Annotated in this window: 14 protein-coding genes and 1 pseudogene; 6 read left to right on the top strand and 9 right to left on the bottom strand. The window is 52.2% G+C overall.

Annotated features, from left to right (window positions below; translation table 11 throughout):
- Positions 1 to 41: 41 nt before the first annotated feature.
- Positions 42 to 1,697 (bottom strand): UbiD family decarboxylase, encoded by a 1,656-nt coding sequence (locus ACL2XO_RS00585; RefSeq protein ID WP_413741982.1) that lies wholly within the window; start codon positions 1,695 to 1,697, stop codon positions 42 to 44.
- 516 nt (positions 1,698 to 2,213) lie between these two features.
- Here ACL2XO_RS00585 and ACL2XO_RS00580 point away from each other — a divergent pair.
- Positions 2,214 to 2,372, top strand: a complete 159-nt coding sequence (locus ACL2XO_RS00580) for a hypothetical protein (RefSeq protein ID WP_165934199.1) — start codon at positions 2,214 to 2,216, stop codon at positions 2,370 to 2,372.
- A gap of 353 nt (positions 2,373 to 2,725) precedes the next feature.
- Here the strand turns inward: ACL2XO_RS00580 and ACL2XO_RS00575 are convergent, their stop codons facing one another.
- Positions 2,726 to 3,595, bottom strand: coding sequence for a LysR family transcriptional regulator (locus ACL2XO_RS00575; RefSeq protein ID WP_203524303.1), 870 nt, complete (start codon positions 3,593 to 3,595; stop codon positions 2,726 to 2,728).
- 108 nt (positions 3,596 to 3,703) lie between these two features.
- Here ACL2XO_RS00575 and ACL2XO_RS00570 point away from each other — a divergent pair, with 108 nt between their 5' ends.
- Positions 3,704 to 5,077, top strand: a complete 1,374-nt coding sequence (locus tag ACL2XO_RS00570) for an MFS transporter (RefSeq protein WP_413741981.1) — start codon at positions 3,704 to 3,706, stop codon at positions 5,075 to 5,077.
- Positions 5,078 to 5,421: 344 nt separating this feature from the next.
- On the opposite strand, the gene ACL2XO_RS00565 is transcribed toward ACL2XO_RS00570, so the two are convergent.
- The 5 genes from ACL2XO_RS00565 to ACL2XO_RS00545 form a co-directional block, all read right to left on the bottom strand.
- Positions 5,422 to 6,630 carry a winged helix-turn-helix domain-containing protein gene (locus ACL2XO_RS00565; RefSeq protein WP_413743013.1) on the bottom strand — a complete coding sequence of 403 codons (1,209 nt, stop codon included), beginning with the start codon at positions 6,628 to 6,630 and terminating at the stop codon, positions 5,422 to 5,424.
- A 66-nt stretch (positions 6,631 to 6,696) separates the two neighbouring features.
- Positions 6,697 to 6,837, bottom strand: coding sequence for a hypothetical protein (locus ACL2XO_RS00560; RefSeq protein WP_413726086.1), 141 nt, complete (start codon positions 6,835 to 6,837; stop codon positions 6,697 to 6,699).
- Positions 6,838 to 7,182: 345 nt separating this feature from the next.
- Positions 7,183 to 7,473 (bottom strand): hypothetical protein, encoded by a 291-nt coding sequence (locus ACL2XO_RS00555; protein ID WP_413741980.1) that lies wholly within the window; start codon positions 7,471 to 7,473, stop codon positions 7,183 to 7,185.
- Between the two features lie 303 nt (positions 7,474 to 7,776).
- The gene (locus ACL2XO_RS00550) at positions 7,777 to 7,992 is read right to left on the bottom strand and encodes a DUF1127 domain-containing protein (protein ID WP_413726084.1); all 216 of its coding nucleotides are present in this window, start codon (positions 7,990 to 7,992) and stop codon (positions 7,777 to 7,779) included.
- A gap of 96 nt (positions 7,993 to 8,088) precedes the next feature.
- On the bottom strand, positions 8,089 to 8,367 hold the full coding sequence (locus tag ACL2XO_RS00545; RefSeq protein WP_413741979.1) for a hypothetical protein: 279 nt from the start codon (positions 8,365 to 8,367) through the stop codon (positions 8,089 to 8,091).
- 645 nt (positions 8,368 to 9,012) lie between these two features.
- On the opposite strand from ACL2XO_RS00545, the gene ACL2XO_RS00540 reads away from it, so the two are divergent.
- From ACL2XO_RS00540 to ACL2XO_RS00530, 3 genes are all read left to right on the top strand, one after another.
- Positions 9,013 to 9,348, top strand: coding sequence for a DUF5375 family protein (locus ACL2XO_RS00540; RefSeq protein WP_413741978.1), 336 nt, complete (start codon positions 9,013 to 9,015; stop codon positions 9,346 to 9,348).
- Between the two features lie 488 nt (positions 9,349 to 9,836).
- Positions 9,837 to 10,172, top strand: coding sequence for a type II toxin-antitoxin system RelE/ParE family toxin (locus ACL2XO_RS00535; protein ID WP_413741977.1), 336 nt, complete (start codon positions 9,837 to 9,839; stop codon positions 10,170 to 10,172).
- Complete coding sequence (locus tag ACL2XO_RS00530; protein WP_132924238.1) at positions 10,162 to 10,464, top strand: helix-turn-helix domain-containing protein; 303 nt, start codon at positions 10,162 to 10,164, stop codon at positions 10,462 to 10,464. The genes ACL2XO_RS00535 and ACL2XO_RS00530 overlap by 11 nt, the downstream gene beginning before the upstream one ends.
- A 56-nt stretch (positions 10,465 to 10,520) precedes the next feature.
- On the opposite strand, the pseudogene ACL2XO_RS00525 reads toward ACL2XO_RS00530, so the two are convergent.
- Together ACL2XO_RS00525 and ACL2XO_RS00520 are read right to left on the bottom strand one after the other, a co-directional pair.
- Positions 10,521 to 10,742 (bottom strand): annotated as a pseudogene (locus ACL2XO_RS00525) (type II toxin-antitoxin system Phd/YefM family antitoxin).
- 169 nt (positions 10,743 to 10,911) lie between these two features.
- Positions 10,912 to 11,775 (bottom strand): YicC/YloC family endoribonuclease, encoded by an 864-nt coding sequence (locus tag ACL2XO_RS00520; protein ID WP_132924243.1) that lies wholly within the window; start codon positions 11,773 to 11,775, stop codon positions 10,912 to 10,914.
- A 127-nt stretch (positions 11,776 to 11,902) separates the two neighbouring features.
- Here ACL2XO_RS00520 and rph point away from each other — a divergent pair, with 127 nt between their 5' ends.
- On the top strand, positions 11,903 to 12,619 hold the full coding sequence (gene rph, locus ACL2XO_RS00515; RefSeq protein ID WP_132924245.1) for a ribonuclease PH: 717 nt from the start codon (positions 11,903 to 11,905) through the stop codon (positions 12,617 to 12,619).
- The last annotated feature ends 30 nt before the right edge of the window (positions 12,620 to 12,649 follow it).

The raw sequence follows: 12,649 nt of genomic DNA, 5'->3' as shown, positions 1-12,649 counted from the left end.
ATCCCCCGTGCGCCGGTTGATGCACGGGTTAAAGGCTGAATCTATTTATTGGGCTTCTTTTCGGTCTCCACCAAACGCGCCGGTGTTTCCGGCGTCAGTCCGCCACGCCTCCGTTGCCAGGTATTCTCGCCGTTTTTCGACCACTCTCCCGCGACGGCATTGCGGGCGAAATCTTGCCAGATATCATTCCAGTCTCCCATGGAATACCCATACCAGGGTGAACGCGGGGTGAGGGCGGGCAGACCGAGTTCCCGCCACAGCGTCTGCGCCCGTTCCATATATTCCCGCCCCGGCAGCGCGAGGGGCGCCATGGGATATTTAAGCGTCGCATCGATAAGCAGGGTGGAATCGGCGTGGGCCGGTCCCGATTTGGGCGAATGCCCGCCGGAACGGTAGGGCTCGATATGCACGTCTTCAATGGGATTACAGCGATAGGCCAGAGACCACATTACCGCGTCCGTATGTTCCGGTTCGATATCCTCGCTCACGGCGATAACCATTTTGCCGCTGTCGGCCTGCCGGGCGGCTGTGCCCTGCAGGCCCCGCCAGATTTCGCTTTTTGGCGTGTTATTGGCAAATTGGACAAAGATGATCGGCCGCAGATTGCTCAGCGGCTCATGCATCACCACCCGCAAAGCGCTTTTCAGGGACAGATGCTCGCGCAGGTGGTTCAGGAACAGAGGTTCCAGGGCCAGCTTTTTGATAACGCTGGATTCGCTGGGGGACACCTGGCTTATCATAGAGGCAAAAACGGGCGCCCGCCGGTGCGTGATGGCGGTCACTTCCATGGACATATTGAAATCCTCCAGGGCGACATAGCCGTTGCTCTCGCCAAACGGTCCTTCCGGTTCAAGCAGGCTGGTATCGATTAGCCCTTCAATGACAATCTCAGCGTCGGCGGGGACTTCAAGGTCCACCGTCACACCCCGTGCGGTCCTTATTGCCGTACCGGCCAGGGCGCCGGCCACCGACAGTTCATCCTGATCAATAGCCAGCTTTTCCGGGCCGGTATACATCACCACCGGAGCGGCGCCGATAACAATGGCGCAGGGCATCCGTTCTCCCCGATCGCGGTATTTGCACCAGTGTAGATAGCCGCCGGCGCCGCCGATGCGTGACGACATCCGCACCCCCAACCGATTGGTGCTTTTCAAAGCGGCCCGATAGGTGCCGATATTGCGCACCCCGCTATCAGGATCGGCGGTAATGCACAGGGTTGCGGTGAGATACGGCGCGGCGTCGAAGCCCGGCGTTGAAACCGGTACCGGCAGCGCTGCCAGCCCGCCGCCGGGACGCTTGAGCTCGTCACCCGTGATGATGATTTCCTGGCAAGGCGGCGCAGTGACCGTAACCGGCGTGATGGGATTTTTGATGGCATTTAGCCAGTCGGCGCCGATATCTTCCAGAGTCCGGCCAATGCCCAGTCCATAAATACGCGGCGACGCGGCAAAGGCGCCTACCGCCACAGGCATATCGTAGCGGCGGCCGGCGGAATCGACGACATTGGTAAAAAGAAAAGCCCGGCGATCGTCCTCGGCGATCCCGCCGATAAACTGGCAACGGACCAAAGGATGCAGTTCGGTATCTTTATTGATGGGACGATCGATGCGAACAAGCAGGCCCTGTGCCTCAAGCTCCGCAAGGTGACTCTGGAAATCAAGGCTCACCGTCTTGCTTACTGATTCTGCGCCATTCATATCGAAATGCTCTTTTAGGGGAAAGGGCACGGCTCTAAGACCCGGTGGCAATAGCGTCGCCAGCGTAATGCCGAGTCTCCATGCTGCAATGGAATTTTCCTGAACGCAATATACCGTTCCCGCTGATTTGTAAGCCGATGTCATTATCGCGATTTAGCGTGGCAATGGCCTTTGTCGGAAAATCTTTCAGCACCTGGTACCTAAGTTCAGGCCTTTGCCAAACCCGTTTCCCCACGGGTTAGCAATGAACCATTACCTATTTCCTATATTGACGAAGTCATTGACGGCAAACTCGCCCAGAAAATGTCAGGCACGGAAACCTGTGACGTTAATCGAGAAAATAAATCCGTCAATGCTGCATAGTGTTAAATAGATCGCAAAATAAATTTGTATAAGCTCACTCTATGACTAAACTTATTTAAGTAAGTGCGAATAAAATGCATAGTGTTGATTATATGCTAAAAGCATTTTAATTTATACCTTACCCTAACTTTTACGTATTATATTGGAGTTAAAATGACTATATATCAAGAAGGTAAGAGAACGTTTGCTCCAACAAAGGAAAAGGCGCCTGCAAAAGAGAAGCCGGCGGAAAAAGCAAAGGCATCCGGTAAGGACAAAAGTGATGATAAAAAGGGCGATAAGTCAAAAGGAAAAGGCAGCACCAAGAAATAATGACTTATAGACCAAGCCTGGTACGGCATTCCAGCGGCTGATTAGATTTATCTTAATCAGCCCGTTTTTTATGGCCGGCCGTTTTACCCCTTATACGCTTAGCCTTTTCCTGTATTAGTATCTTGGTGTTCCATACCCGCCATCAGTCTTAAACCTAATTCCAAGCCTACCTTTTAATATGGGCGGGTAAAGGTATGGTGATCATGGTGGAATAATTCAAATCCAAGCCGGGAACCGATGTCAAACGAGACGCGGCAAATTCTGACGCGGGCATGGCGGATTCGACAACGTCGGGAGCCGCTAGGGAACCCTTTATACTTGCCTTGCCATTATACAATCTCATTCACGTTCACTTACCGCGAGCCAAAAGCGTCCTTAATCGCCTCTATTACCACACGGACGCGCCCCGCAGACCAGACATCAGGATTGACCACCAGCCAGATATCGGCGGAGTCGCTGCGGGACGGCATCACGTTGACCAGTTCGGGGCAGCATCTTTCCACTATTTCTTGCGCCATCATACTGATCCCCATTCCTTGCCTGACCGCTTCAATCATCAGCAATTGCGAGGCGGTTTCCATAACGATATTGCCGTTGGTCAAGGGTTCGCCACACAATTCCTGCCAATACTGGGGCAGCACGTCACGGGGAAACATGACCAGCTCATGTCCCGCAAAGGCGCTACCGGCTACCGGCAGGCCGTGCCTGGAAACATACTCCGCCGAGGCGTACAACCCCATCCGTACGGTGGCCAGCCGGCGGATAATCAAGCTGCCGTCCGTCGGACGCGCGCTGCGCACCGCCAGGTCGGCTTCGCCGCGTTTAATATCCAACAGCGCGGGTGCGGTGGAGAGCGTTACGGTAATACCGGGAGACGACTGGCGCAATTCCCGCAGTGCCGGCAGTAAAAAACAGCGCGCCAGCGTTTCCGTTGAGGCAATATGCACCGTGCCGGCTAAGGTTGTGTCCAAACCGATGGTTTTGCGCCCCATTGCCGCCGCGGCGGCTTCCATCTTTTCCGCTTCCGGCACCAATAACCTACCGGCGGCCGTCAGGCTATAACCCTCGGGATGGCGGGTAAACAGGCCGATGTTTAATTCCTGCTCCAGCGTGCGCAGGCGACGGGCAACGGTGGCCTGATCGACGCCGAGGCTGGCCGCCGCCGCACGCAGGCTGCCTGTGCGGGCGATAGCCAATAAATAACGCGTATTATCCCAGTTCATTTCTCCTCCGCTGCATTTTTGCCGCACCTGACCTTATTCTTGCTGCATTTTAAGCCCGCTGATTCCTCTTTACACTCATGGCAGACAAGGAAACAGAAGGAATAAACCATGACCGAAGCGAGAGTTATAGCTAACGGCGGCGAAACTCCCGCCCAAAGGAGGCAATTTGCCGTTTTGCTGGTGCTCTGCGCCGGCATGTTTATGGCGATTCTGGATGTTAATGTGATTAATATCGCTATCGCCAGCATACAGTCTGAGCTGCGAACGACGGTAGCGGGCATTACCTGGGCAGTGGACGCTTACAACCTGACGCTGACCGGCCTGATGCTGTCCGCCGGTGCGCTGGCCGATCGCCACGGCGCCCGTCGTATATGGATGCTTGGCCTGCTGCTGTTTATCGGCGCGTCATTGGGGTGTGGTCTGGCCCATTCAATCGGCCAATTGATTATGCTGAGGCTGATCCAGGGCATGGGCGCGGCGTTATTTATTCCCGCATCCTTTGCGCTTATGCCTCTTATCTGGCCAGACAATGCGCTCCGGCAACGGAATATTGGCCTGTTTGGCGCCGTCGTTTCCCTTGCCGCCGCGGCGGGACCAATATTGGGGGGTTTTCTGGTCAATTTTTTCGGCTGGCGCAGCGTTTTTTTGATCAATATTCCCATCGGTCTGTGCGGCCTGCTGGCGGCGTTTCGTCTGTTGCCCCGAGTTCACGGCGGCCGCGAGCGGGATTTTGATATGGCGGGACAAGTGCTCGGTATAACGACGCTGACCGCGTTGAGTTATCTGCTGATAGAACTGCCTGCGCTGGGATGGGCCAGCAGCTTGATCCAACTTGCCGCAGGGATTTCCCTGGCGGGCGCGGCAGGCTTTATCATGGTGGAACGACGCGCCGTTTCGCCGCTGGTCCCGCAGTCCCTGTTTCAGGATGCCGGGTTTACCATCGCCAATCTCACCGGCATGATGATTAACGTATGTTACTTCGGCGGCATCTATGCCATGAGCCTGGAATTGCAGCACCATTTGCACCTGTCCCCTTTGCGTACGGGTATGGCGCTGCTGCCGTTGGCGCTTTGCCTGATGGCCGGCAATATACTCTCCGGTCGGTTGATGGCGCATTGGGGGGGCAAAAACCAGATGATCACTGGATTAGCGCTAAGCGCCTGCGGCTATCTTGGCATGCTGTTTTTAGCAGATCACATCACCCCCTTGGTGATTATCGCTATGGCACTCTTGGCCGGAGGCGCCGCCTTTGTCGTGCCGCCGATGACATCCACCGTCTTGCACCGAGCGCCTTTAGCGATGGTGGCTTCCGCCTCTGCGGTACACACCACGCTGCGTCAGCTGGGGTCGCTGATGGGTATCGCCCTGACCGGCCTGGTATTTTCGCTTCTCGTCTCGCCTTTGGCGATGCTGATGCTGGTTTCAGCGCTGGTTCATCTCCTGCTGGCGCTGGTGGTCTGGCGATGGCTACCTGAAAAATGAAAAATCCGTACATGAACGAACAAGATGGCGGTTGGGAAAGAACAGCTTTTTGTCCATCCGAGATTGTTACAGCTAATGGAACATAACGAACATCACTATGTTTCGTATTTGGTATTGACGGCCATTAACTGATATCCCTTGAAATGTTGGCTATGCAGTCGGTTTATGGCGTTATCTACACGCGCAACTTCTGCTCGTCACTCGAAAGGGCATGACATCGCAAACAGACCCGGCGGGTTGAAAAAAAGGTCGGACCTGACAGCCCGACCGATCTCACTTGCCCATCCATGGCACACAGCAAAAGAATGAGGCTGTAGAGTGCCATCCTGAGACTAAATGGTTCCTTAACTGTTTCTAATATTGCCAAAACAGACTTGCTCGCAACATAGAGGATGGACAGCCGCTGCCGGCAAAATGGTCAGGTTCGACAGTCCTAGCCAGGACGCCATCAGGCGAAGTTCTCCCATAAGTCGTTCCACCGTACACTGCGGCGCACCGGGCTCGAGATGTGCCCGCAGGACAAGCAGTGTGCCGGTTTTGCGTTCCGCCTTCAGGTCCACGCGGGCGACGAGCGCGCCATCCAGCAGGAAAGGCAGTACGTAATAACCGTGCTCGCGCTTATGGGCGGGCGTGTAGATTTCAAGACGATAGCGGAATCCGAATACCCTCTCGGTGCGCGGACGGTGCCATATAAGCGGGTCGAAGGGCGACAGAAGTGCCGCGCCCTCAAGCTTGCGACCGGCGCGGGCCTCTTTGTGTAAATAGGCCTGCTGCTGCCAGCCACGCACCCGCACCGGGATGAGGGTTCCCTCTTCCACCAACTGTTCGATGGGCAACCTTGCGTCCGGCGCGGGGATGCGATAGTAGTCACGCAGGTCATCCACCGTCGCGATGCCCAAGGCGCGCCCGGAGCGTTCGATAAGCGCCCGCCGGGCATCAACGCCGCTTGGCGTGGGGAGTTGCAGGATAGCCCGTGGCAACACCCGCTCGGGCAGATCGTAGACCCGCTCAAAGCTGCCCCTGCGGTGGGTTGAGGCAACCAGCCCGGCCCAGAACAGCCATTCCAGCGCATGCTTGGCGGCGCTCCATACCCACATGCCCTTTGCGGCTCGGCTGCCCGCTATATCGGATGCGGCCAGCGGACCCTCTGCCTCAATGCGGGCAAGCAGGGCATCGGCCTCGCCCCGCTTCTCCCCGGCAAAGGGCTCGAGTTGCCGCCACACGCCCTGGCCGCGAAGCGCGCGGTTCATACGCCAGCGCAGCAGTGGTTGACAGTCAATGGGCAGCATGGACGCCTCATGTCCCCAATATTCGAAGAAGCGCTTGGGTCTGGCTGCCGACAGCGCGTCGAGGAGCGCCGGTTCGTAAGAGCCCAGGCGTGAGTAGAGCGGCATATAGTGCGCGCGCACTAGAATATTCACGCTGTCGATCTGAAGCAGACCGAGCTTTTCAACGCCCTTGCGCAGCTGAGCCGCGCCGACAGCCTCCAGGCGATGCAGCCCGTTAAAGCCCTGGGCCGTAAGCGCGACGCGACGTGCTTCCGCAACGGAGATTTCCGCCTTCAGAATGGCTCTCCCGTAACAATGGAGATAAGTGCGCGCAGGTTGGCGGATCGGTTATCACATAGGTAGATTGGATAAGCTAAAGCCATTTTTTTCTCCGAAAAGCGCTGTCTTGGTATCAATGCGGGATCGTCGTTTGTAAAACGCTTCAACATTGAGCGGAGCGGCGGTTGCGGCAAAGGCACCGTAGCGTTTCATATTTAATACATTAGCTTGCATCATGTACAAGAGGAATTTTTATCAAGGTGTGGGTCGTTTGGAACCGGCAAGCACCGGCAGTCGATTGTTTTGATAGCAGCAGTACGATTGGGCAAATTTACTGACTGTCGAAGGTACTGAAAGTGAATGAACGGAAGCATCTGCTAAAATTATGCCGTGCCCGGTCGTAGATGAAACATTACTAAACTGCAGGCGCATCTGGCCTAGAAAATTTAAGCCAGATTTAACCAGACAGACACCTGTAAAAACATATAACGTTAAGATCAGATTTAATCAGATACACATGCTTACGATTTAAAATATTAAATACGAGGCTTTAATACTTTATTTTTTGAAGACTTCGGCATTAACGGTTTTATGATCCGACTCGTGACCTGATCTATCGACAATAAGATAGAAGCAATCACGTGCTTTTACGTTGCCCGATGCCCAACATTTTTTATTTGCTTCTTTTGCCAGTTTTTTATGACCGATGGAAGGGGTGCCCGTCTGCGTAAGAGACACATCGCCTATTTTGGTGTAATTAGCGGACTCTTCACGGGTAGTCTGCTTTGCCGCAAATGTAGAGGCAGAAAACAGAACGGTTACAGCCAGTATGGAGATAATGTATTTCATTGCCTGACCTTATTTTTTATAGAAAATTTGCGGGGGGGTTAAAATTATTTTACTCACCTCTTAAGGAATAGCTTAAATCCGTGAAAAGTCAATATGAGCACGGTATTGCCGGTTTTTACAAGTCCGGGTCCAACCATTGCCAAATCGGCGTGGCTCATGGCATGGCATTGGCCTCACCCCCGCCACGTATCTTCCCGGCAAAAAATCGAGTTGCCGCCACACGCCTTGGTTGCGACGCGACGAGCGTCCGTTGCTTGGTAGATTCTATGGCGGGGACAAATTGCGGGATGGTAATCGGGATTGCTATCGGGGTAGATCATCCCGAGTTAAACCAATGTCACGCAATTGTCGATCATTCATTCTGAGCAGTTCGATACGTGCTTTGCGACGCAGTTTCTTTTTGTATAAGAAAATACAAAATTTCGAATATAAAACAAATATTAGCCTGGGCCTAGAAGTAGAAATATTTAATCTAGAAAAAATAAAATTTTTATTCTGACGTCTTTTTTTATTATGCATTTTACATATTCTTTTAATATTAAACCAGGCGATACTTGTGTATCGCCATTGGTCCACAATATAAGAATGGCACTATAATTTGACGTTTCAGCCAGATTATTTTTCAATTTCCACCAATTGGTGGGATACATCAGCAGTCAAATCAAGGCCATAGATTTTCTTTAGCTCGCCTATACGAGCAAGGCTTTGGTCACCGAATGCGCACTTACCTTCAAAGGCATGTAGTACGATACCTTCGACAAGATTTCCCAAGCTTATATCGTGATATTCAGCCAGACCCTTAAGTACTTTTAGAAGACGTTTTTCAATACGAAAACCGGATTGCACTCGTTCTACAGTATAAGGTTTTGAAACGTTTTCCTGGTTAACAGCCATTTATCGATCCTCTCTATGGTGGTTCACCTTGCCATGTCGTTGGCACTTCGGGCCGGAAGCCCAGGCTTCGCGCCAGGGTTCCGTTCAACACCCCCGACCAGGGATGGGAAAGAGGCGTGGCTATCGGTTCCATCGAGGCGCATAGTTCGGTAGCGAACTATGTCAATTGTCTCGTCTCTTTTTCCTATTTGCTTGCTCATTCAAAAGGCAAGGAAGCCAAATGTAAAAGATTTTTTTGGGCTTTTTTATAAAGGTTCGTTTGTTCATTGAATTAACACGTTCATGACTCATGAACAAAAAGAAGGTGTGAACAGATGAGAAAGTACAGCTGCTGTATGAGCTGTAGAGAACCTGCCGACGGGATTCCAGTTACTTCAGTATGAATTCAGTACTAGATATCGGCCCTAACAATAATAAAAATTATTTATAAGATTCATGAAGTGTTAATTTAACGAGTAATTTGTTTATACAATAAATATTTGTTCAACAAAACCATTTTTATACTGAGAACGCTTCTCTTATTATTCGTAATTTAATATGATTCTCTTGCTGCCGAAGAGCCGGCAGCCGGGATTTGCAGCCCGATGAGCTCCATGGCGAACGCGCGCCAGCGCAATCTTAATGTTACTCCATGGAGATTGTATTATGAATACCGCCATTCTCACCACCGAACTTCGTATTGCCCTGTATCGTCGCGTTGCCGCACTGGCTTACCAAAATTTCTGCTTATCCAAAGGGATGGGCCAGCCATTGGCGTTGGATGCGCTTGAAATCAAGATCGCTTGGCAAGTTGAAGCCGATCATATAATTAAATATGGTTTGGAACATGGCCCGGAATACGCCTGTGAATTTTTACGTGATTTGGTTGACCCTGATTTCCTTACCGAACCGCCACAGCTGACGGAATGGGGCATCGAAGCCATGGAATTGATTGTGAATAGCAGGATTGATGATATTCCTGAAAGCAAGGTGCTGCATTAAGCCAGGGCCTTGCTGGCCGAGCATATGCGTATTAATCATTTTCAATGTTGATGCTTTGCAGTCGGTAAAATACCGAGGAGCTCAAGGATGGATTCTGTTCGAGCTCCTTGATTAGGTCTCCGAGTGGGACAATCATTGTTTTAATAGCCGGATATCCCGGATATTCTCGGCATTGTAGTCGCGCTTTCACACTTTGATTTGCCTAGAATAGGCCAAATCGTCGTAAATTCGGTAAATTGATTCCTTATCAAATTAGTCGGCACTACGTACAAATGGATGTTAAATATCTTGGGAGGTTTTGAGGAACGTTGAAAACGGAGAAACACTAACCATACCCTATACGTGAAACCACTCTTTATTACAAAATTACAAGCAACTACAACTGTTAATAATTACTTTATTATCAGTGAATTGTAACTTAAAATTCATATTTGATTACTTTAGAGGAGAATGCTAAAGTAATCATAATTGATTACAAGGATGTACTCATGTTCACCATTAGCCTTATCCGGGCGGCGCAAAAAGAGTTAGTCAAGCTGCCTGCCGGCCTGTATGCGGCGATGCTTGATTTGATGGAAGAATTAGGTGAGGCAGGAGTCTCTTTAAAAGAACCAAAAGTTAGAGATATAGGCAACGGCTTGAAAGAACTGCGTGCGAACGCGCAAGAGGGTATCGCCAGGGGCTTTTTCTTTTTTGAGGCTGACCGGCAAATTTATGTCGTGCATATCCTACAAAAGAAGAGTCAAAAAACACCAAAAGCGGCATTGGAACTGGCAAAAGAACGCATGAATATGTTGAAGAGGATGCTTAAAAATGACAAATGAAGACTTCGATCTCGTCCCATTTGCTGAAGTTAAAGCCATTGCCTTGAAAAACCCGGATGTACAGGAAGCTTATAACGACATCCAAGTCAGAAAAGCGCTCGCCGCTCAGCTCAAGACAGCCCGCAAAGCTATGCACCTTACACAGCAAGATATCGCCTTAAAGACCGGGATAAAAAAGCAGAATATCAGCCGAATTGAAAATGGTTTGGTATCGCCGAATTTCTCAACGCTGAATAAGTACGCAGCGGCCTTGGGTGGTTCTTTTGTTTTTCAATTAAATCATTTAACATGAATCTGCGTTGCAGGGATTGGTTTAAGCTAAGATCACAATCTTGTTAGCTACCCAGTTCATCGATCGGTCAGTGCCGCTATTGTGTGGCCGTGCCGTTGCATGATGATATCAAACTCAGCATCCCGTTAGGCATTCTGATAAGCCTCGAATTCCGCTTTGCTGATCACCACGGCAACGCTGCCATCCCGACGAGTGATTTCAACCGGTTCGCCGTTGACAGCGACATCCAGCACTACGGAGATATTAGCTCTGGCTTGAGTCGAGGTATAGGTCAGCATATCGTTTCTCCTAAGTTGTACATATTAAGTGTACACATCGTTTGTTCTCTTTTCATTCATCGGCATGAAAAACACAGCAGAGCTATCCACTGCGCCGGGCTTATCATTCTGCCATTTCGTTTAAAGGAAGCCAGACTGAAAGCGAAGTTGTCGCAGCAACGGCTTGGCCTTATTCGATATTCTGTATCTGCTCCCGCATCTGCTCAATCAGCACCTTCAGCTCAATGGCCGAGGTCGTTACGCTGGCATTGATGGACTTCGACCCCAGCGTGTTCGATTCCCGGTTGAACTCCTGCATCATGAAATCCAGGCGGCGGCCGACGGCTTCTTTCTTATTGAGGATGTTGTAGGTTTCTTTTACGTGGGCCTCCAGGCGATCCAGCTCCTCGGCGACATCGATGCGCTGGGCCAGCAGCACCAGTTCCTGCTCAAGGCGGTTGTTCTCCAACTGGACCTTGGCGTCTTCCATTTTGGCCAGCAGGCGTTCCCGCTGCCACACCAGGATATCCGGCATTTGCTGGCGCACCTTGGCGACTTCGGCGCTGACGTTCGCCAGGCGCTGCTCGATCATCAGCTTCATTGCCGCGCCTTCGGTTTCCCGTACCAGGATAAAATCATCCAGGGTCTGGTCCAGGGCCGCCAGCAGTTCCGCGCTGATGGCGTCCAGATCCTGCTCTTCCGCCGCCATCACGCCGGGCCAGCGCAAGATTTCCACCGGGTCGATTTCACCCTCGTCGCTTTGCATCTTGACCCATTGAGCGGCTTCCACCAGCTGTTTCGCCAATGCCTCGTTTAAGATCAACGCGCTTTGCATATGGGGATTGGCCTCAAAGCGCAAATTGCATTCAATCTTGCCGCGGGTCAGGCGATTGCGGGTGCGTTCACGAATGGCCGGCTCCAGCCCGCGAAATTGCTCCGGCAACCGGATATAGGTTTCCAGATAGCGTTGATTGACAGAGCGTAGCTCCCAGGTGGCATTGCCCCAGTTACCCTTGATCTCACGTCGGGCGAAAGCGGTCATACTGCGGATCATAAACATACCCGTCCATTAAAAAAGATGGGGGGATTATAGCGTCGCATGGACGAGCATGATAGGCATAAGGCGACGAAGACCGTATAATGCGCAGCCAATACATGATTAACCCGTCCGGAGAGACACAATGCGTCCAGCAGGCAGAGAAGTACAGCAAGTGCGCCCCGTCACCATTACCCGCCATTTCACCAAACATGCCGAGGGTTCGGTGCTGATAGAATTCGGTGATACCCGGGTGCTTTGCACTGCCACGGTGGAAGAAGGCGTACCGCGTTTTCTCAAGGGGCAGGGACAAGGCTGGATTACCGCGGAGTACGGCATGTTGCCCCGGGCAACCCACACCCGCAATGCGCGGGAAGCCTCTCGCGGCAAGCAGGGAGGCCGGACTATGGAAATCCAGCGTCTGATTGCCCGTTCCCTGCGTGCGGCGGTGGATTTGACCAAGCTCGGCGAATATACCATTACCCTTGATTGCGATGTGCTGCAGGCCGATGGCGGCACCCGCACCGCGTCCATCACCGGCGCCTGCGTGGCGCTGGTGGATGCCCTTAACGGCATGGTGAAGGAAGGCCAGCTCAAGGTGAGCCCCTTCAAGGGTTTTGTGGCGGCTATATCGGTAGGTATAGTGGCGGGCCGCGGGGTATGCGATTTGGAATATGTGGAAGACTCCACCGCGGAAACCGATATGAACGTGGTGATGCTGGAAGACGGCCGGATGATAGAAGTCCAGGGCACCGCCGAAGGAGAGCCGTTCAGCCAACAGGAACTGCTCGGCTTGCTTGAGCTGGCGCGCGGGGGCATCGAAACCCTGATTCAGGCGCAGAAAGCGGCGCTGTCGGTTTAATGTTGCCGGGCGGCGCCGATGCGCCGCCTG

This window comes from Sodalis sp. RH15 (assembly GCF_047324255.1).
Taxonomy (GTDB): domain Bacteria; phylum Pseudomonadota; class Gammaproteobacteria; order Enterobacterales; family Enterobacteriaceae; genus Acerihabitans; species Acerihabitans ligni.
Note: the sequence above shows the minus strand (reverse complement) of the source record. Positions and strands in the feature narration are given on the sequence as shown.